We start from the raw sequence: 20,305 nt of genomic DNA, 5'->3' as shown, positions 1-20,305 counted from the left end.
GATGACGACGAAATTTGAACTCAACGGACAACCCGTTTCGGTCGATGCACCGGATGACACCCCCCTGCTGTGGGTCCTGCGTGACGAACTGAACCTGACCGGCACCAAGTTCGGTTGCGGTATCGGTGAATGCGGTGCCTGCACCGTGCATGTGGGTGGGCGCGCCACGCGTTCCTGCATCACGGCCCTGTCTTCCGTCGAAGGTGCTTCGATCACAACGATTGAAGGTCTCGACCCGGAAGGTAATCACGTCGTGCAGGTCGCCTGGCGTGACCAGCAGGTGCCACAGTGCGGCTACTGTCAGTCCGGCCAGATCATGCAGGCTGCGAGCCTTCTGAAAGACTACCCGAGCCCAACGGATGCCGAAATTGACGGTGTCATGGGGGGCAGTCTCTGCCGCTGCATGACCTATATCCGCATTCGCAAGGCCATCAAGGAAGCGGCTGCCGCACAGCAGGGAGGCGCCAACAATGGCTAAAATCGAGCAGATTGCCCGCAAGTCGGACAAAGCCCGCCTCTCACGCCGCAGCTTCCTGATGACGGCCGCCGGGGCTGGTCTGATGTTCGGCTTTGCCCGTAAGGCTGAAGCCTCCCAGACCTATCCGTCGGCCATGCCGCCAGAAGCCGCATTCGAGCCGAACATGTGGTGCGCCATCGCGCCGGATGGCTCCATCAACGTCAATATCGTCCGTGCCGAGATGGGTCAGCACGTCGGAACCGCCCTCGCCCGTATCATTGCGGACGAAATGGAAGCCGACTGGGATCACATCAAAATCACGGAAGTGGACACCGCCCCGAAATGGGCTGGCAAGTTCGTGACCGGCGGTTCCTGGTCTGTTTGGGATACGTGGGACACGTTCCGTCAGGCCGGCGCCGCAGGCCGTACGATCATGCTGGAAGAAGGCGCAAAGCTGCTCGGCACCACGCCAGACAAATGCGTTGCCCGCAACAGCACGGTCACGGCTGGCGGCAAGAGCATTTCCTACGGCGAGATCGTCTCCAAAGCCAAGCCAACGCGGAGCTTCACGGCGGATGAGATGGCCAAGCTGCCACTCAAGCCTGCCAGCGAACGCCGCCTGATCAGCAAGCCGGTTCCCGCTCTGGATATTCCAGACAAGACGACGGGCAAGGCCATCTACGGCATCGACGTAAAGCTTGAAGGGATGGTCTATGGCCGCCCCAAGATGCCGCCAACGCGTTATGCCGCTAAGGTGCAGTCAGTCGATGACAGCGAAGCCAAGAAGATCCCCGGCTTCCTGCGCTATGTTGTTCTGGATGATCCGTCCGGTATCGTTCCGGGCTGGGTTGTGGCTCTGGCCAAAACCTATCCGGCCGCCATCAAGGCTGCGGACGTTTTGAAGGTTCAGTGGAATCCCGGCCCGACGATCAATGTCTCGGAAGCCGACATTATTGAACACGGCCGCAAGCTGATTGCAGACCCGAACACAGGGGCGCGCGTCTTCAACGACAAGGGCGTGGATGAAGCTCTGGCTCATCCGGCACACAGCTTCGAGCGCAGCTATACCTGTGCCTCCGTTGCGCATTACCAGCTTGAGCCGGTCAATGCCGTGGCCCGTCATGTTGACGGCATGTGGGAAATCCATACCGGCAACCAGTGGCAGTCCCTTGTTCTGCCGCAGCTCTCCAAGGCGCTTCAGGTGCCAGAAGAGCAGATCGTCATGCGGACCTATCTGCTCGGTGGCGGATTTGGTCGTCGTCTGAACGGTGACTATTCCATCCCGGCGGCGCTGGCGTCCAAAGAGATTGGTGGCGCACCCGTCAAGCTGATCCTGACGCGCTCTGACGATATGGCGTTTGACTCCATCCGCTCCCCGTCCCTTCAGACGATCCGCGTCGCCCTCGACGCAGACCAGAAGAAGATCACGGCGATGGACTATGCTGCGACGGCTGGCTGGCCGACGCTCATCATGGCCCCTGCTTTCATGGCAAAGGGCGAAGACGGCAAGTCTTACGATCAGTTCGCCATTGCCGGTGCGGATCACTGGTACGAAACTGGTCCGACCCGCGTTCGCGCCATCACGAACGATCTGGCCAACAAGACCTTCCGTCCGGGTTGGCTCCGTTCCGTGTCGGCGGGCTGGACGCCATGGGCGCTTGAGTCCTTCCTTGATGAAATTGCTCATCAGACCAAGCAGGACCCGCTGGAGTTCCGCCTGTCCATGTTCACGGGCACAGGCCGTAACGCGGGCGATGCGCCAAATGCCGTCGGCGGGGCCAAGCGTCAGGCTGCTGCTCTTCAGCGGCTCGCCGAAAAGATCAACTACGGCAAGACGCAGCTTCCAGCAGACACGGCCATCGGCATCGCGACCAGCTTTGGTCAGGAACGCGGTATGCCGACCTGGACGGCTGGTGCGGCTCAGGTTCACGTTGATCGCAAGACCGGCGTGATTACCTGCCAGAAGCTCTGGCTGGTGCTGGATGCGGGCACGATCGTTGATCCGGGCGGCGCACTGGCACAGACCGAGGGTGCGGCTCTGTGGGGTCTGAGCATGGCTCTGTTTGAGGGCACCGAAATCGTCAATGGCACCATCAAGGACAGCAACCTCAACACCTACACGCCGGTCCGTCTTCCAGACGTGCCGGAGATGGACATCGAGTTCGTCCAGAACACCGAGAAGCCTACGGGTCTTGGTGAACCGGGTGTGACGGTTGTGGCTCCCGCCATCGGCAATGCCGTGTTCAATGCCGTGGGTGTGCGCCTGCGTCACCTTCCGATGCGTCCGGCGGACGTACTGCGTGAACTGAACGGTCACAACAGCTAAAGCCCGGCCCTATCGTCGGAAAACAGAAACGCCGCGCCCACTCGGGACGCGGCGTTTTTTATGGCTGCATCAGCCGTTGCGATAATAATAGCTGTAGCCGTTCAGGGCCGGTGCGCCGCCCAGATGAACGTACAGAACCTTTGACCCGTCCGGGAAATATCCCTTCTTGGTCAGGTCAATCAGACCCTGCATGGATTTCCCTTCATAAACGGGGTCGGTCATCATGGCTTCTGTGCGAGCAGCCAGCCTGATGGCTTCGTTCGTTTCTTCTGAAGGAACGCCATACGCGGGATAGGCGTAGTCTTCGAGGATCACGATCTCATCGTCCCGCACTGCCCGCCCCAGTTCCACCAGATCCGCCGTACGATCCACGATCTCCCTCACCTGTTCGCGCGTCTGCTCGGGCGTTCCGGAAGCATCAATACCGATAACCCGATCTGCACGGTCCTGCGCCGCAAACCCCACGATCATTCCCGCCTGCGTCGACCCCGTCACGACACAGACGATAATGTAATCGAACGTGAAACCGAGTTCCTTTTCCTGTTCCGCGACTTCTTCCGCAAAAGCAGCGTAACCGACGCCGCCATATTGATGAACCGACGCACCGGCCGGAATGGCATAGGGCTTTCCACCAGAATCCTTCACGGATTGAATGGCATCTTCCCAGCTCTGGCGGATACCGATGTCAAAACCATCTTCCACGATGCGGGACTCAGCCCCCATGAGGCGCGTCATGAGGATATTGCCGACACGGTCATAAACGGCGTCATAATGCGGGACCCATTTCTCCTGCACGACAACGCATTTCATGCCCAGCTTGGCGGCTGTCGCTGCGATCATGCGGGTATGGTTGGACTGCACACCGCCGATGGAGACTAGCGTATCAGCGCCAGAGGCTAGAATGTCCGGCACGATATATTCCAGCTTGCGGAGTTTGTTCCCGCCCAGCGCCATGCCGGAATTACAGTCTTCACGCTTGGCGTAGATCTGCACCTTGCCACCCAGCGCTTCACTTAGCCGTGGCAGATGCTCAATGGCAGTCTTACCGAATGTCAAAGGATAACGCTCGAATTTTTCCAGCTTCATGGTCTGTGCCCTTGAAAGAATGACAGGCCACGAGGCGTAATGAATTTTCTTCGGAAGGTGCTTTCTAATTTGATCTATATTTTCTTCTGAAAACTCATCAATCTCGATTTTTATCGAAGATATTATTAATTTTTAGGATTATTATGAAAGAGTCTTCCTCCTCTGATCTCGATGCCATTGACCGCAGGATTCTTCGGCTTCTGCAGGGAAACGGTCGCATGTCCAATGCCGAACTCGCAGAGCATGTGAATGTCAGTCCCGCGACCTGTCATCGCAGAACGCAGCGCCTATTTCAGGAAGGTTATATCCGCGGTGTTCGAGCGGAAATTGACCCGGTGAAGGTCGGGCTTGGCACCATTGCACTCGTTGGCGTCGTGCTGGACCGGTCCACACCAGAGAGTTTTGCGGAACTGGAAGCCGCCGTGAAAAACATGCCCATGGTGCTGGACTGTCATCTGGTAGCGGGCGATTTTGATTATCTTCTCAAAATCCGCGTGGATGACATGGCGGATTTCAACCGCCTTCATGCCGAAAAGCTGATCGCTTTCCCCGGTGTTCGTCAGGCCAGGACGTTTTTCGTTATCAAGGAAGTGAAAGACAACGCACCGCTGGCTTTCTAAAGCTCAAAATATTCCAACGTCTGGAAGAGATCCGGAAAGGCTTCTATTGTTGGCGATACAGTAAAATCAAAGGTCTTGACGTCATGAGATTTTCCGATCTGTCCCAAGGAACGAAAACTGCCGATTGCGGGATTTCAGACTTTCAGGAATGCAGGCCAGCCGAAAAATCCGTTGGACCCTTCAAAATCTGGGAACTGACGGATCATCGGGGGTGGGTTTACGAGCACCATTGGAAAAGACCGACCGAAGACCTTAACCCCGTTGGTTTTTATACCGTCAAAGACCTTATTGTGACGCGCCCGGGCAGTACAATTCTCAGCACGCATCTGGTCTATGACTGTGCCACAGGGCAGGACAATCAACGTACAATTCCGCCTGAAGAAGACTATTTTTCACAGTCTTCCAAAAATAAGATCATTATAGAAGAGCCAGTCATTGTCGCCGATGGGATTTCTTTTGAGATCTGGGGGCACTGGCTGATTGATTATCTGCCCCGGTTCGGTGTCGTAAAAGCCGTGAAGGGAGAGCATTTTGCGGACCTGAAAATCCTTCTTCCGCATTCATCACCCGAATGGATTTACCGCTTTCTGGCTCTGGCGTGCGGCGTCAACAAAGACAATATCATCGGATATAATCCCGGCTCCGATATCGTTCTGTGCAGAGAGGCCATTCTTCCATCGTACTGCTACACGGGAGAATTTTCCTTCCACAGTTTCGTCAGGGATTTTTACAATTCCCTGAAACCGAACATCCGTACTGAAAAGAAATCCCGCAAGATTCTGGTGTCCCGGGCAGACTTCTCACATGGCAATCGGCCATTCCCCAACCGTGCAGCTTTTGAATCCATGGCGGCAGAACATGGCTATGAAATTATCCACCCCGAAAAGCTCTCCCTTGAAGAGCAGATCGAAATTTTTTCCGACGCAGCAGCGGTTATTGGCGAACATGGATCAGGCATGCACAGCACGCTGTTTTCCGGTCCTGCCACTGTCGTCGGATGTCTTGGCTTCTGGAACGCCGTTCAGTTGAACATCGGGTTTCTGATGGGCCATCAGAATGTCTATGTGACCAAAGGCTGCGCGTGGCCCACCCCCGAAAAAAACGAGTTCCTGGTTGGATGTTCTGAAGAAGATCTTCAGGCTTTCCTCCAGAAAATTGACGCTCTCATTCCGTAAGCATTCGCAAAACGCGTACCCGCCGTCCTGAAATATAATTATTCCAAAGAGCTGCGAACGGCTGGTTCGCGATGTGCAAACCCTTTCATTGAGGTATGGTCTCGCGGTTCTCTGCCAACAGCCATGGACACAGTCTCCCATGCCTCTCCTTTCAATCGTCCGCAAAGCGGAACGTTTCACAAAGATACGCAAACAGTTTTGCAAAACCCTGGCTCTCAGCCTGACCGTTGGCACTTTTCTCGCCGGAGCAACGCAGGCCAAGGCTGATCCGCGTCTCGTCATTTTTGATGATGACGGTTTCAGCATCGCCCAGTGGATGATCATCAAGGCGCCCAACGTGCGCGTGCTTGGCATCACGACCGTCACGGGAGACGTCTGGCAGAAAGAAGCGACGAATGATGCGCTTCGTGGCGTGGAAGTGGCAGGCAGGGCAGACATCCCTGTCGTTCCCGGCGCGACATACCCGTTCCTGAACTCCGAAAAGCTCACAGATCGCTGGGAAGCCCTTTATGGCAAGCTGATCTGGAAGGGCGTCTGGATGAAGAAATGGGTCGAGAAGACCGAGCAACCCCTGCCCTATTATCATGGCCCCGACGTTGTGCCGGATCTGCCCTATGGCAACCCGGTCAAGAAGCCGGAAAACGAGCGTGCGGCTGATTTCCTGATCCGTATGGTTCATCAGTATCCAGGGCAGGTCAGCATCATCGCAACGGGGCCAATGACCAATATTGCACTGGCGCAGACGCTCGATCCGGAATTTGCGAGCCTTGCGAAAGAACTCGTCTACATGGGTGGTGGCCTGAACCCGCGCCAGACCCGGCCCGGCGTTGTGGCGCATCAGTTCGCGCGTGAATTCCTGAACAGTCCCCGCCGTGAGTTCAACTTCCGTCTGGACCCGGAAAGCGCAAGCGCTGCTCTTCGCGCACCGTGGAGGCACATCGTGATGGTTCCGGCCGACCCTTCAACAGATACCGAACTGACGCCGGAATTTCTGAAGAAGCTGGAAGCAACCGGCACGCCCATCGGGCATGTCATGAAGTGGCATCTGAGTGGGTTCCCGCTCTGGGATGAGATTGCAGCATCCGTCTGGCTGGATCCGAGCATCATTACGGAGAAACAGGAACTGTTCGTCGATGTGAACAGCCAGTTCGGTCCGGGCTATGGAGACGTTGTCTCTTGGACGCCGGGTTATGAACCGGGTCTGGGTGAGCGTAAGAACGAGGTCGTTTTACGCATCAATGTGCCGAAACTTGAGAAGCAGATCCTTGATCTGATTGGCAGCCCACAGGCTCCCGTCAGCGGTCGTCCTCTGCCCTGAAACATCAAAGCCCCGCTACACATCGTCGCGGGGCTTTTTTCATACTGCAGGCAGGGGCATTGGTTCTTTTGGCCACCGCCGATGCAGCCAGAGCCATGCTCCGGGTCGCTCACGGACCCAACGCTCAAGCGTCTCGTTCATGGCAACACAAATAGACCGGATATCCGCATGACGATCGCCCGTGCGCGCAGCCTGTAACGGTGCTTCACACACCATACGGAACCGCCCTTCTCCCAGACGAACAATGTACACGGGAATGATGGGAAGGTTGAAACGTAGAGCCAGTTGCGCCACAGCCGGAGCCGTCATCGCGTCACGCCCCAAAAACGGAATAGCGAGCCCGTCATTCATCTTCTGATCCACCAGAAAACCCAGTGATCCGCCATTCTGTAAATGGGTCAGAGCCTGCCGGGCACCCTTGGGGCCTTTGGGAAACATCGTACCAGTCGAGCCAAGAGCCTTCTGGCGCATTTTTTGCGTCGCGCTTTCAACGGCCAGATTGGACGAAGCCCGATAAAAACCTGCAACCGACATACCCAAGCTGGTCGCGATCGGCAGGATCAGTTCCCAGTTTCCCAGATGGCCGGAAAAGAACAGAGCCTGTGCTCCTTGAGCCTGAAGAGCAACAAGATGCTCTTCGCCCTCGATTTCCCAACCCGGTCCAACCTCACTGCGCGCAAACGACGCCAGATGAGGCAGTTCCGTGACGTTTCTTCCCAGATTGGTCCAGACATCCCGAATGATCTGCTGTCGTGCATCCGCGGCGAGACCAGGAAGAGCCTGTTGCAGGTTCTGATCGGCGATACGGGTAGCGGAGAGTTTCATCCCCACCCTGCGCATTAACCAGCCGCCGGCGTCAGACGCACGCTTTGGACCGACACCGCGCAGGATGCCGATCACACTCCCCAGTGCGGCGGATTGAAGGTGATAGGAAAGGCGGTGCAGAGCCGAGACGATAAAGGCCATAGGCAGATCATCGTCACAGAAAAAGAGATAATCAATTTATGATTTGTATCTAAAGAATACGGATATACCTGAAATATATTTATCAAGAAAAAATACAGACATATAAAAACATAATTCGTTTTTAAGGATATGAAATTATTCCTGAAATTACTTTTAAAAGATCCTTCCTGCCCCCACACCTTGAAGCCACAGGAAGGATCAACGTCTTCGTCAGGCCGGACCTGCAACCCGGTATGTCTGCGCAAAATCCTGAAGAGCCGCCAGATACGTCTCGCGCTCTGCATCGGAGATCCAGGCTGCCTCAAAAGCATTTCTGCTAATCTGAACGAGTTCTTCCGGTGTCAGATCAGCAGCGGCCTGCGCCTTGGCGAGGCTTTCCGTCATATACACACTTTGCATATAGCCCGGGTCGTCGGAATTGATGGTAATTTTCAGACCTGCCGCCATCATATCCCGAATATCCTGACGGGACCGACCGGGACGGATGACGTCATTCGGGGACGGGCAAAGCGTAAACGTCACGCCTTTTTCGCGTGCCATGGTAATCAGTTCAGTCTTTTCCAGCACATTCAGCCCGTGGTCCAGACGTTCGCTCCCAAGGTCCTGAAGCGCCTGTCGGATGTGCTCATGCGTGTTCTCCTGATCGAGATCGCAATGCATGGTCAGGTGGAGCCCCATTGCTTTTGCACGGGCAAAAGTCTTCGCAAACTTTGCGGGAGGATTGCCCTTCTCGTCAGAGTCCAAACCCACACCAATGATACGACTACGGTCAGGCCGCTCCAGATAGGGGAGCGCCTGGGTGAAGGTCTCATCAGCGGATTCCGCACTCATCTCCCGGATGAAACACAGGATGAGACTGGACCGGATACCGAAATCGCGTTCAGCGTCTTCCTGCGCGGCATTGAAGCCGCGAATAACAGTCCCGAAATCCAGCCCACGGCGAATATGCAGTTGCGGGTCAAAGAACATCTCGGTGTAGAGCACGTTCTGTTGCGCCACTTTCGCCAGATAAGCGTAGCAAAGATCATGAAAATCCTGCTCGGTCTGGAGAAGCTCCACCCCTTCATAATACAGCGCAAGAAAAGACGGCAGGTCATGGTAGACATAGCCCTGCCGGATGTCTTCTGCAGTGCTGGACTTCAAAGGGTGGTTGTTACGTTCTGCAAGCCTGATCTTCAGATCTGCCTCCAAAGTTCCTTCCAGATGAACATGGAGTTCAGCCTTGGGCAGCTTTTCCAGAAACTCCTGCATAGAGACAGCAGACATGATGCGTTTTCCTCATCAACCGAAGACAGGAAACCATCATGCATGCCTGCTGGAAAATTGAAACGATCCCGATACGGTTTTACCGTTTTGTGGTGGCGCGGCAGGTCACAAGTGCCTTGTCGTCCATAGCGCTCGAAAAGAGCACATCATCGCCTTTGCTCCACCAGATATACTGAGCCGCCGTATATTTTGCGCCATCCGCCGCAATGACATTGGAAAAGACCTGTGTCTGCCCACGAATCTGCAGAACAGCCAGACTGATGTCACCAGCGTTGAGATACTGTGCGGTCACAGGATTTTTAGGGAGCACAGCCAGAAGGTCTTTCGCGTTTTCGTCCTGCGCACTACAGGTATAGACCGCCATCTGACGATCCACCTTCACTCCTGAAGGCAGAGGGATCTTCAGGCTGCCTGTCGGAGCAGCCTGAGCCAGGCCAGTGGCCAAGCAGAGAACAGACAACACGCCAATCGAACATTTCTTCATCATTTGATCCTCCATGAGAGGGTAACGCCTCTGCCATTGCCTGAGACGCATCTTTCAGTCAGATTAAGCGCCCATCCTGCCAGGATGATGACACCTTTCCCGAGCAAGGATGGATTGTGAGCTGGTTTTACGAAGAACACGGTAGCCGCAAAGGCCCGGTCTCCGAAGAGGACATGCGCACTCTGGCAACAACAGGAATGATCGAACATTCCACTCTCTGCTGGACGGAAGCCTTCGGGGCGGAATGGCAACCAGCGGGAAGCTGCTCCTTCTGGCCTCCTCAGCCTGCGGGTGTCCCCCCTGCACTGCCCGCCAGCCGGGTTTCCAATCGCTGGGCATGGCTGAGTATTTTCGGTCCGTTTGTCAGTAGCATGATTGTCAACGCACTGGCCTGGGTCGGCGGGATGCCTGACCGGCAGTCGGGGATCATCGCTGTTATTCTCAGCTTTGCCATCATCTTTACGTCCATGCTGACAGACCGTCGCGCCCTGATGGCCGCCGGCTTCCGCCCCGGCTCACCATTCTGGATTCTGATCCCGCCCCTGTATTTCTGGAGACGCATCCGGTTCGTAGGACGCGGAATGCTGCTGTTCTTCCTGTCTATGCTGGTATTCCTGTTCCAGTTCGTTCCGTCATTCTCAGAAAGCTGGGACATGGTGCGTCATCCCGGGAATGTCTCCAGCTACGTCTCTCGCCACTACGAATTATAAGTCTGCTCAGAGAAACCGCTGGTAAAACCGTTCTGTCTTCCGAGCCTGCTCCGCCAGATCGTAGGAAGACAGATCCCAGACCCGTCTGGGCTGCTGCCGGAGACGCTTCAGCCCAGCGGATAAGGCTTCCACATTATTCGGCGTGACGAGCGAAGCCGGATCATGCTCCAGAATATCCAAAACGCCTCCAGCCGCCGTAGCACAGACTGGCAAACCGGCCGCCATAGCCTCCAGCAGAACCAACCCGAATGGCTCGCGACCTGAAGGCAGAACGAAGCCATCAAATGCGGCAAATACGGCCGGTGCGTCGTCCCGGTAGCCCGCAAAAATAATGCGATCCCGCACGGTATGTCCCCGTTCAAGACACGCTCGCTCAGGCCCATCACCTATCAGAACCAGATACGCCTCCGCCGCAAGACCAGCCTGCTTCCATGCCTGCACCAACAGATCAAACCGCTTTTCCGGAACCAGCCGCCCCATCGCACAGATAACAAAAGCGTCCTGCGAAATCCCGTGGTGCTGCCGAAATTTCTTTCGAAGAGCTGGACCTTCCTGTTCAGTCTTGGCGCAGGGAACAGTCCAGTTCGAAATCAGCGCATTTCGGTTGGCCCATCGCTTGGGCAAACTGTCCTGCTGCCAGCGCGCAATACAGATCAAACCATCATGCGCGCCATAACTGCGCCAGCGATAGACGTTATGCAGCGTGCCAATGACCGGCATCCTGCCGCCTATTCCGGCTTTTTTCAGAACCCCAGTCCGAATGGATGCCTGCCCCAGATGCGTATGAACAACATCGAAGGAGCCGACCTGCATCAGTCTGGCCAGACACCCCAGATATCCTCGCCAGTCTGCCCGGACAATCCGAACAGCCGGGTCAATATGAGGTGTAATATCGCCGCCCGTTCTAAAGTCAGTCGTACGGCTTTCCAGCAGCAGCGTCACCTCATGGGAACGGGCCTGAATTGCCGTCAGTTCAGCGACATGGCGCTCGGTCCCGGCAAATTCCCGCGTTGAAAGACAGTGAAGAATTTTCACCGTCTTTCCCAATCAGTTGATTCGACCACCCGTAGACCAGACGCCTTCAATGATTGGCCCAGTGCGGGAAGACATCCGCTGGCGGGGCGGCTGAGGCTGACAAGACACAAAATACAGCCCCATCACGAATGTAAGCTGAGACAGCGTCATAAGCTGGGATAGAATCCAGCCGATACCAACCCCATCCAGCCCACGGAAAAGCTGATAAATCAGAAACGCAATCGCGATCATGCGCATACTGAGCATCATGGGGCGCAACGGGTTCATCATGCCAGGCCGGATCAACGGGATCGTCTTCTTCATACCCAGAAAGAAGGCCAGATTCATGAACCAGATCAGCGCCGTATCAACCAGCCCCCCCAGCGTGACACCGAACAGCACGATCGGCAGCAGCAGGGCGGCACCATTCAACATCAGCGACCCAAGCTGGAAGCTCAGTCCAAGCTGAACAGCAGACAAGCCAGCAGGCAGCCGGTTTGCAATCGGCTGGAACACGCGATCAATCAGCCAGTCATCACAGCGAACGATAAAATTGGAAGACGTCATAATACTTCCACTCTTAGCGGCGACCGATTGAGCACGTCACATGATTTTTTATTCATCCTTCGGCAATCCTGCTCCCGTAGACAGCATCCCCGACAGTCGATTTACTGTCTGGCAGACCATTTTACCCGCAGGAAGTTAACATCCTATGCCCGGTTTCCCCCGCCTGACCCGTCTGACACTGCTTGCAGCTTCCATGCTGGCACCGCCCCTGCTGGCGACCGCACAGGCCGCCCCCGCAGTTCCGCAGGCCAGCACCGCGGCACCGGCAGCCGTGACACGGGCGACACTGCCCAATGGCCTTCGGGTCGTGATCGTGCGGGACACGCTGGCCCCCGTTGTTCAGACGATGCTCAATTACGAAGTGGGCTCCGTCAATGCGCCCAAAGGCTTTCCAGGTACCGCGCATGCCCTTGAGCACATGATGTTCAATGGATCGCAAAGCCTGTCGCGCGATCAGCTTTCAACCATCAGCGCCCAACTTGGCAACAACGACAATGCGGATACCACGTCTGACGTCACGCAGTATTATTTCAAGGCACCGGCGGCTGATCTGGATGTTCTTCTGCGGATCGAAGCAGGCCGGATGCGCGGCCTGAACATTACCGAAAAAGAATGGGCGCATGAGCGCGGTGCCATCGAGCAGGAAGTCTCGCGCGATCTTTCCAGCCCGATCTATCGTTACCTCTCGCAGGTTAGGGCAGCCCTGTATGCAGGAACTCCCTATGAGCATGATGCTCTGGGAACGCGTCCGTCCTTCGATGCCACCACGGCGCCTCTGCTCAAGCAGTTTTACGAAAGCTGGTATGCGCCGAACAACGCCATTCTCGTCATCACCGGCGATGTCGATGCACAGGAAACACTGAAAAAGGTTCAAGCCGCATTTGGCGACATTCCTTCCGCCAAACTCCCGGAACGCCCAACAGTCACTCCCACGCCCGCTAAAGCCCAGTCTCTTGCACTAGATACCGATCTGCCGATCGGGCTTGTCACCATGGCCTGGCGGATGCCGGGACAGCGTGACCCGAACTATGCCGCCGTTACCCTTCTGGCCGATGCCATCGCCAGCCAGCGCGGTGCCCTCTTTGGGCTGGTCCCGGACGGCAAGGCACTGGATGCAGGCTTCATGTATGATCCGGACGCACAGGCGGGTCTGGCCGTGGCCTATGCCGGTTTCCCCAAAGGCGCGAACCCTGACGAACTCCGTCATACGCTTGCATCTCTCATGGAGGGATTCCGCAAAAATGGCGTTCCGGCAGAACTGATCGAGGCGGCACGACGTAAGGAAATCGCAGCGCTGGAATTTAACGCCAACAGCATTTCCGAACTGGCCGAAAACTGGTCGCAGGCTGTCGCCATTCAGCATCTGAACAGCCCTGATGACATGATTGCAGCCTTCCGCAACGTCACCAAGGCGCAGGTGGATGATCTCGCCAAAGCCCTGCTGGACCCGCAACACGCCATCAGCGCAACCCTGACGCCTAGCGAAAAAGGCAAGGCGATTGGCGGCAAAGGATATGGCGGCGCGGAATCCTTCAACACCCCTCCTTCCGGGAAGGTTTCTCTTCCGGGATGGGCCACCGAAGCTCTTGCCCGCCTGAGCATCCCGGCAGCAGCCCCGCTCCCAACGGCCTATACGCTTCCGAATGGTCTCCATCTTCTGGTCCAGCCAGAACATGTCAGCCACACAATCGAACTGGTTGGTTCAATCCGGCAGAACCCCTCTCTGCAACAGCCTGCCGGGAAAGAGGGGGTCGCCGGACTGACGGCGGACATGTTCCTCTATGGCAGCACGCATCATGACCGGCTGGCTCTCGCCAGTGCGCTGGACGAAATTTCCGCGGACGAAAACGCTGGTCCCAGTTTCAGTCTCAGCACGTTGACGCAGAATTTCAGTGCGGGTCTTTCCCTGCTGGCCGAGCATGAGCTCTCTCCTGCCTTCCCGGAAAAAGCATTCCACGTCACGCAAATGGAGGCCATTCAGGCGCGCGCTGGCGAACTTCAGTCGCCAGCCTACCGCTTTGGCCGTGCCACACGTCACGCGCTTGTCCCCGCCAATGACCCCACCCTCCGGGAAGCCACGCCCGCCACATTGAGCAAAATCACGCTCGACGATGTGAAGTCCTATTACACAGCCACTTACCGTCCGGACCTGACCACAATTGTCGTCGTCGGTGACATCACACCAGAAGACGCCAAAAATCAGATCGAGAAAGCTTTTGGCGGCTGGAAAGCCACGGGCCCAGCCCCGGTTGTGGATCTCCCTTCCATTCCACTCAGCAAAGCCTCTCAGGCCGTTGTCTCTGATCCGGGGCGCTCTCAGGATGACGTGAAGCTGGTCGAAACGGTTGGAATGAACGTCACAGATCCAGATCGCCACGCTCTGGCTGTCGGCAACGAAATCCTTGGGAATGGCTTCTCTTCACGCCTGATGCAGGATCTGCGCGTTCGCACCGGATACGTCTATGGAGCCGGTAGCAGCTTCAGCTATTCCCGCACCCGCAGTTCGTTCGGCATCAGCTTCGGCGCGGACCCGGACAAGGTCAGCAAAGCGCGTGTGCTGGCCATCAAGGATGTGCAGGACATGCGGACACAGCCCGTCTCACAGGAGAGCCTCGATCTGGCCAAAGCCTCTCTGCTCCGCCGTCAACCCATGGCGCGCGCCAGCTTCGGCGCCTTGGCCGGAAGCTATCTGGACCTGATCGATCTTGGTCTTCCCCTGAACTCGCCAGCCGAAGCCGCCAAGGCCATCTATGACATGACGCCCGCTCAGGTGCAGGCTGCTTTCAGCAAATGGGTGCGTCCGGATGATCTGGCCCAGATCGTTCTGGGACCTCAGCCTAAGTAAAAATAAAGGTGCCGGGCTTTCCCGGCACCTTTACTGAACCTTGGTATTTCAGTGCTGTTTTTCACCACTTGATCTTGAGCAGCCCCCACGTCTTAAAAATTCATTCGATGATTTTTATACGGAACGCCATATTGCGTACCTCTCCTGTCGGGCCACCAGCATCCACAAGAACGAGATCAAATCCTGTATAATCACTGCTCGCATGGTAGTGCAGAGCTTTCGCCATAACTTTGGTTTTATTGCAACGAGAACGTGGGTTGTTCTCTACAAATTGAGGAAAAACAGAATAATCAGCGAGATATGCCGTACCATGAAGAGGCTGTTTATTGATCTGCAAGACCTGATAAGGGTTTGTAGTGCAGTCAACATTCACCGATTTCCAGGATGCAATAATAACATCGCTGTTCTTTTTTTACGATCCTGTCCGTAAGGCTGTAATAATTAGAGGCGGCCGGAACAACAACCCGCCTTGGCGCCTGAGACGCTTGGGGTACATTCACCACAGTCGCAGTTGTGTGGACACAACCGGCCAGAGCAAGAAAAGTAAGGCTGTAAAAGGTCCTCTTAAATATATGCGGTGGCATTTTCTACGCAAAGCTCCCAACGACATTCAGATCCGTCAGGATCTTTATGAAAACATTACGTCACAATTCTATTTTACAACAATACATTTCAAGCAACAGTTTTGAGACAAAGAGGATGTCTTAACGCCAAACCGTCATCACGGCGCCACCCAGAACAATCAATGTGCCCCCAACACAAATCGGAAGCGTCAGTGTCTGGCCAAAGGCAAAATAGGCGACGATCTGGGCGGCCACAAAGAACAGCGCAACATACACCCCCATCAGGCGTCCGAAATCCCAGTCAGGCAGATTGACGGTCAGGCCATAAGCCAGAAGCACGGCTCCTCCAGCGGCAATATATCCTACCCGTCCCAGCCCAGCCGTATGCAACCCTGATCGCACAAGAGCATCGCCTCCGACTTCCAGAAACGCCGCCACAATCAACAAAACCGTAAGCCAGACAGTTTGCACCACTACACCCCTTCAAAAAGAAAAAGCCGGACAGAAGCCCGGCTTTCCATAATCACCCTCTCAGCAACACCCAAGATCAGAGAAGTCCCTCTGACTGAAGCACAGCCAAGGCCTGCTTGATCCGATGGCTGTAAAGATGCTCGGCCTCTGTCCGCGCCTGAGCCTTGCGGGTCATGGCCAGACGCGCTTCATCATCTCCCAGATACTTTTCAATCAGATTTTCAAAGTCGATCCGATTGGAAAAGACAGGAATTTCATCCGCATCGAAATAGCGACGGATTTCATGCGTATCTTCGTGGAAGACCTGAAACGCACCCGCGAGAGCCGCTTCAAAGGTCCGCGGACCCGGCGTGGAAGGCGCAATCACAAAACGCTTGTTCTCGAAATGCAGCGAACGACCAAGATTAAGAACAATCTTCGAGCGACGATACAGTTCCACGAGTTGGGACTTCTCAATACGCGCATCAGAGAAGCCAATACCTAGCTCGCCCCAACCCGGACCAACAATCTTGATATTCAGATTGCGAAGCACCGGCAGAAGGTTGCGCACAATGTCCTTACGGCTGGTAAACGCCACACCACAGAACAGAACGTCGATCGTTTTTTCGACGTTCTCCTCAATCGGCATGTAGTGCAGCTTCGGGCTTGCGGCGAGCGGCAGATGGAACACCCGGTCACGCTGATAGAAGTTGTGTCCCCAGCGATCACAGGAGAACACAACGTCAAAGTCATCAGCAATGCGATAGTTCGCATCCTGTTCGTAGGGGTCTTCAGTGGCCCAGAAAACCGTCACGGCGCCGATCTTTTTGGCTTCCCGGCATACTTCGCCGAAATAGGTGCTTTCTGGCAGGTAAGAGCCGATAGCAAACACGATCGTAGGCTTCAGGATTTTAACGGACGCCGCAGCGGCAGAAATATGGACAGCCGTTACGTTTTCTTCGCCAAAGCACTCCGCCCAACCGTCCATAATAGACTCACGGATCTGCGCGTTGGCCTGGCTCTCATAGCGGCCACCACTACACACCAGAACACGTCCGGTCAGGCCAGACACGTTCCGCTCTGTTGCAGCGGCATGTTCTTTCACTTCTGTGGTCATAGCCTCACCTGTTTCCTTACACTCTCATGATCCGGCCATCCGGCCCTTCTACGCAATGCAGGCCTGCAGGATCGAAGACAGATCCTGCCGGAATCGTGCAGGAGCGCAATCCCGTTCTACCGCCTTCAGCGCACCGTCCCTCAAACGCGCCCAGAGTGCGCTGTCCTGATAGAGACGGGCAACATGAGACGCGAACCCTTTGGCATCATCAGCGGCAGCCGAAAGAAGCTCCTCGTCATCTTTCCATCCCACCTGGCTGGCCAGAAGAGACGTGACAACCATCGGAACCCCAAAGGCCGCAGCCTCCTGCACCTTGAATGGCAATCCGCCGGCAAACCGTGTTGGCGCCACAAAGACACGATGCCTATTGAAGAGCGGTGCCAGATCATGCACAGCCCCCACAATATCCACGCGCGGATGCCTTGCAAAGACACTCACATCGACAGACGGATGAATGAATCCTGCGATTGTGAAGCGAACATCTTCCGGCAGCACGTCGTCCAGAAATGGCAGAACCTATCCGACAAACCATTCCAGACTGTCATGGTTAGGCGCCCCTTCGTCATGGAGCGCCCCAAGGAACAGAATATCTCTTCTGGTCTCAAAAGGCGCTGCCGTAGGGCGAATGCGCACCTCATGTCCCAGAACCGAAACATTCTCATAGCCTGCCCGACGCACCAGAGACGCATCATGCTCCGTCACAGCGACAATCTGCTGGCAGTAATGAGCGCAATCCAGTTCACGCCGCAGCATCTCGTCAAAATCCACCTTGGGTTCTGGCAGATTCAGAATCTTGATGCGCTCCAGCGTGCGTGGTGTGGAGATGACTTCCGTATCCAGCACAGCCCCGCCCGCCGGCAAGTAACGGCTGGCTTCATTCATGATCGGAAGCAACCGCGCCATGTTGTGCGTTCGCCCAACCCAGACAAGATCATAATACCCGGCACGCGCCTGAATGAAGTCCGGAAATGTGGACAAATGCTGATCTGCGATCAGTTCGACCGTCTCAGGGAAGTCCCCGAAAAGCTCGAGTTCACTCTGATCTCTCGGCAGCATCGGAAAAACCGTCACCTGATACCCGAGGGCCGCCATTTCACGAACAACATCATTGGAGCGCACATATCCCGACCCCAGACGACGAAGCGGCAATCTGTCTTCAACAAACAGAATATGCTTCCGGTCCGATCGACGTTCGCGAGCCTGAACGGCATTCCGGATATGAGCAGGCTGTTGATGCCTCAGGAAATCCTGATGCGCTTTGGCAAAGATACGCAGATTGGCGTGCATCAGGGTCTGTGATCCGGCAGAACCGGAACTGCCATACTCCAGATGTTCCACGACCACATTCGGATCATAGACAATCCGGAGACCCATCTTAAGAATCCGGACACAAAGATCCGTATCTTCGAAATAAGCCGGCCGATACCGCAGATCGTATCCGCCCAGACGTCTCAGCAAGGAAGAACGGATCATCAGGAATGCGGCAGAAACATAATCCACATCACGGACGAAATTGGCTTCCGGCAGATTGGGATTAGCCTCACGCCGATACCCATAGGTGGACCCATCACGCCAGATGATAGACCCCGCCTCCTGCAACCGCATGTTCGTCCGGATCAGTTTCGCCCCAACCGCCCCGACACCTTCATCAAACCGAAGCCGCTCCAGAGCATGGGCAATGCTGCAGGGATACAGGCGCAGATCATTGTTCAGATACAGAACGAAGGGTGCCTCAACCTCGGCCAAAGCCGCGTTGCACCCTTCAAGATACCCGATATTATATCTGAAGCGCAGGATTTTGGCCCCGCGCACCAGTTCTCCCAGACGTCGCGTCTGGTCGTGCGATCCTGAATCGACAACAATCAGCTGGATCGCACCTGCATAATTGGCTCTCAGTGACGACAGCGCCTGCATTGTCAGAGCTAATCGATTGTAAACAACCACAATGACACTGACTTCCGGTACGCCAGTAACCGTGAAATCAAGCGGGTGCCGAGCAAAAGCGGGCAAGAGCGCTTCAGCTTCCCGTTCAAAAACCTGCCGGGAATGATTTTCGTCTATGTCAGGCGTCTCGGCCAACGCTGCCCGCTGCACATCGCCCGTTCTCGCCGCAACAAGATGGGCAAAGGCGCTATCATAAACATGATTGCGGACATCGTTACGCACCTGAGGCCGATTCATATGCGCCAGCAGGTCTACACCTTCTTTGGGAACCCGTCCTTCATGGGCGCCAAAGCGCAGGAAATGCTCATAGCCATTCCTGAAAGACCCCAGGTCAATACAGGCCACGACGTCCGGATGAGACGCTGCATAATACTCTTCAGAGAACAGCTCCTGCGGGTCGAAACGACGCGCTGTCTCATTCGTTAGATAATGATGCAATGCGCTGCTGTAACGACCATCAGCAATCTCACGGCGCACATCCGGATATCGGTCCAGATACCAGACGGGATCAAAATACCATGACACTCGGCCTGCATCCGCGATGCTAGACGGAAGACTCAACCAAGACGCGAACAACCCGATGCTGCTGTCAAAATAGTCGGGGAAACGCAAAGCAAGTCTGCGGCACAATTCATCGTCGAAAAACGGATGCCCCCGATAGTAACGAGCCTCGCCAACTTCGAGATAATGATCGTAGCCATTTACAAAGCCCTGCTCATCCAGAAACCGACGGGTGAGTTCAGGATAGCGACGCAGATAACCGCTTTCGTCAAACAGCCAGTGCGGGGAGTTTTGACGAAAGCCTTCAGCACAATAGTGCTCAAATCCTGACTGCCACTTTTCCTGGATCAGGTCACGACGCACATCCGGATAGGCTTCCCGATACCAGATTTCATCAAAATAGCGATTGGGAGAGTGGCCGTAACGCTGGCCAGTCTCCAGATAAAACGCATAAAGATCCCGATGTCCTTCTTCATGCATCCAGCCCCTGACTTCCGGATAACGCAGCAGATACCACTGCTCATCAAACGCCCGCCAACGAGGCTGATGAGCAGACAGGGGCTGCTCAGGGACTGGATCAGACATCAGGGATAACGCTCCTGCTTCAGGCTATGGCTTTCTCATTCAGCAGGGCATCTACCCGTTCGGATTGCTCAAGCGTCAGACCTTCACGACCTGGAGGGTTCGAAAAACCTTCTGGATTTGAGGGTTCCTCTGTGATTCCATCTCTCCTGCGTTGATTGGGGATGATGGCAGATGAAGCAGCCTGGTTTCTTTGATGTTGAAGAGCGGCTGGCCCGGTTAAGCGGGCTTGGCGATCAGCTTGAGGCATTTTCCCGGACTGTGGATTTTGAGGTGTTCCGCCCTGATCTGGAGAAGGCTCTGGCCTATTCAGA

The 20,305-nt window shown here is 55.5% G+C and carries 18 protein-coding genes and 1 pseudogene; 8 read left to right on the top strand and 11 right to left on the bottom strand.

The features are described 5' to 3' along the window. Position 1: 1 nt before the first annotated feature. Together J4P41_RS00095 and J4P41_RS00090 are read left to right on the top strand one after the other, a co-directional pair. Positions 2-478 carry a (2Fe-2S)-binding protein gene (locus tag J4P41_RS00095; RefSeq protein WP_426065684.1) on the top strand — a complete coding sequence of 159 codons (477 nt, stop codon included), beginning with the start codon at positions 2-4 and terminating at the stop codon, positions 476-478. After that, positions 471-2,783: a molybdopterin cofactor-binding domain-containing protein gene (locus J4P41_RS00090; protein ID WP_426065683.1), complete on the top strand. Its 2,313-nt coding sequence runs from the start codon at positions 471-473 to the stop codon at positions 2,781-2,783. The genes J4P41_RS00095 and J4P41_RS00090 overlap by 8 nt, the downstream gene beginning before the upstream one ends. Positions 2,784-2,852: 69 nt before the next feature. Here J4P41_RS00090 and J4P41_RS00085 read toward each other — a convergent pair whose 3' ends face one another. Then, entirely contained in the window at positions 2,853-3,869 is a 1,017-nt protein-coding gene (locus J4P41_RS00085; protein ID WP_426065682.1) for a 1-aminocyclopropane-1-carboxylate deaminase, read from the bottom strand. A gap of 143 nt (positions 3,870-4,012) precedes the next feature. On the opposite strand from J4P41_RS00085, the gene J4P41_RS00080 reads away from it, so the two are divergent. The 3 genes from J4P41_RS00080 to J4P41_RS00070 all read left to right on the top strand — a co-directional run bounded on the left by J4P41_RS00080 (position 4,013) and on the right by J4P41_RS00070 (position 6,982). Beyond that, positions 4,013-4,489 (top strand): Lrp/AsnC family transcriptional regulator, encoded by a 477-nt coding sequence (locus J4P41_RS00080; RefSeq protein WP_010500732.1) that lies wholly within the window; start codon positions 4,013-4,015, stop codon positions 4,487-4,489. 83 nt (positions 4,490-4,572) lie between these two features. Further along, on the top strand, positions 4,573-5,664 hold the full coding sequence (locus J4P41_RS00075) for a glycosyltransferase family 61 protein (protein ID WP_426065681.1): 1,092 nt from the start codon (positions 4,573-4,575) through the stop codon (positions 5,662-5,664). A gap of 139 nt (positions 5,665-5,803) precedes the next feature. Next, a complete protein-coding gene (locus tag J4P41_RS00070; protein WP_426065680.1) occupies positions 5,804-6,982 on the top strand; it encodes a nucleoside hydrolase in 1,179 nt (392 codons plus the stop codon). 39 nt (positions 6,983-7,021) lie between these two features. Here the strand turns inward: J4P41_RS00070 and J4P41_RS00065 are convergent, their stop codons facing one another. The 3 genes from J4P41_RS00065 to J4P41_RS00055 form a co-directional block, all read right to left on the bottom strand. Next, the gene (locus tag J4P41_RS00065; RefSeq protein WP_426065679.1) at positions 7,022-7,948 is read right to left on the bottom strand and encodes a lysophospholipid acyltransferase family protein; all 927 of its coding nucleotides are present in this window, start codon (positions 7,946-7,948) and stop codon (positions 7,022-7,024) included. 210 nt (positions 7,949-8,158) lie between these two features. After that, the gene (gene add / locus J4P41_RS00060) at positions 8,159-9,214 is read right to left on the bottom strand and encodes an adenosine deaminase (protein WP_426065678.1); all 1,056 of its coding nucleotides are present in this window, start codon (positions 9,212-9,214) and stop codon (positions 8,159-8,161) included. Between the two features lie 79 nt (positions 9,215-9,293). Beyond that, on the bottom strand, positions 9,294-9,701 hold the full coding sequence (locus J4P41_RS00055) for an MliC family protein (protein ID WP_426065677.1): 408 nt from the start codon (positions 9,699-9,701) through the stop codon (positions 9,294-9,296). Between the two features lie 113 nt (positions 9,702-9,814). Between J4P41_RS00055 and J4P41_RS00050 the strand changes: the two genes are divergently transcribed. Next, the gene (locus J4P41_RS00050; RefSeq protein WP_061932874.1) at positions 9,815-10,408 is read left to right on the top strand and encodes a DUF4339 domain-containing protein; all 594 of its coding nucleotides are present in this window, start codon (positions 9,815-9,817) and stop codon (positions 10,406-10,408) included. Positions 10,409-10,414: 6 nt separating this feature from the next. On the opposite strand, the gene J4P41_RS00045 is transcribed toward J4P41_RS00050, so the two are convergent. Then, positions 10,415-11,443: a glycosyltransferase gene (locus tag J4P41_RS00045; protein WP_426065676.1), complete on the bottom strand. Its 1,029-nt coding sequence runs from the start codon at positions 11,441-11,443 to the stop codon at positions 10,415-10,417. 12 nt (positions 11,444-11,455) lie between these two features. After that, the gene (locus J4P41_RS00040; protein ID WP_062014936.1) at positions 11,456-11,989 is read right to left on the bottom strand and encodes a hypothetical protein; all 534 of its coding nucleotides are present in this window, start codon (positions 11,987-11,989) and stop codon (positions 11,456-11,458) included. A 145-nt stretch (positions 11,990-12,134) separates the two neighbouring features. Between J4P41_RS00040 and J4P41_RS00035 the strand changes: the two genes are divergently transcribed. After that, positions 12,135-14,834 (top strand): M16 family metallopeptidase, encoded by a 2,700-nt coding sequence (locus tag J4P41_RS00035; protein WP_426065675.1) that lies wholly within the window; start codon positions 12,135-12,137, stop codon positions 14,832-14,834. A gap of 100 nt (positions 14,835-14,934) precedes the next feature. On the opposite strand, the gene J4P41_RS00030 is transcribed toward J4P41_RS00035, so the two are convergent. The 5 genes from J4P41_RS00030 to J4P41_RS00010 form a co-directional block, all read right to left on the bottom strand. After that, entirely contained in the window at positions 14,935-15,060 is a 126-nt protein-coding gene (locus J4P41_RS00030) for a hypothetical protein (protein WP_426065674.1), read from the bottom strand. Between the two features lie 478 nt (positions 15,061-15,538). Continuing rightward, positions 15,539-15,868, bottom strand: a complete 330-nt coding sequence (locus J4P41_RS00025) for a hypothetical protein (RefSeq protein ID WP_426065673.1) — start codon at positions 15,866-15,868, stop codon at positions 15,539-15,541. A 76-nt stretch (positions 15,869-15,944) separates the two neighbouring features. Further along, positions 15,945-16,964, bottom strand: coding sequence for a CgeB family protein (locus tag J4P41_RS00020; RefSeq protein WP_211567743.1), 1,020 nt, complete (start codon positions 16,962-16,964; stop codon positions 15,945-15,947). Positions 16,965-17,012: 48 nt separating this feature from the next. Then, complete coding sequence (locus J4P41_RS00015) at positions 17,013-17,459, bottom strand: glycosyltransferase family 4 protein (RefSeq protein ID WP_426065672.1); 447 nt, start codon at positions 17,457-17,459, stop codon at positions 17,013-17,015. A 21-nt stretch (positions 17,460-17,480) separates the two neighbouring features. Continuing rightward, positions 17,481-19,994 carry a glycosyltransferase gene (locus J4P41_RS00010; protein ID WP_426065671.1) on the bottom strand — a complete coding sequence of 838 codons (2,514 nt, stop codon included), beginning with the start codon at positions 19,992-19,994 and terminating at the stop codon, positions 17,481-17,483. Positions 19,995-20,165: 171 nt separating this feature from the next. On the opposite strand from J4P41_RS00010, the pseudogene J4P41_RS00005 reads away from it, so the two are divergent. Then, positions 20,166-20,305, top strand: a pseudogene (locus J4P41_RS00005) (IS5/IS1182 family transposase); the annotation flags it as partial.

Source organism: Gluconobacter sp. NFX36, from assembly GCF_049887835.1.
In the GTDB taxonomy this organism is placed as follows: Bacteria; Pseudomonadota; Alphaproteobacteria; order Acetobacterales; family Acetobacteraceae; genus Gluconobacter; species Gluconobacter japonicus_A.
The sequence above is the reverse complement of the archived record's forward strand: the minus strand, read 5'-3'. Positions and strand labels throughout refer to the sequence as shown.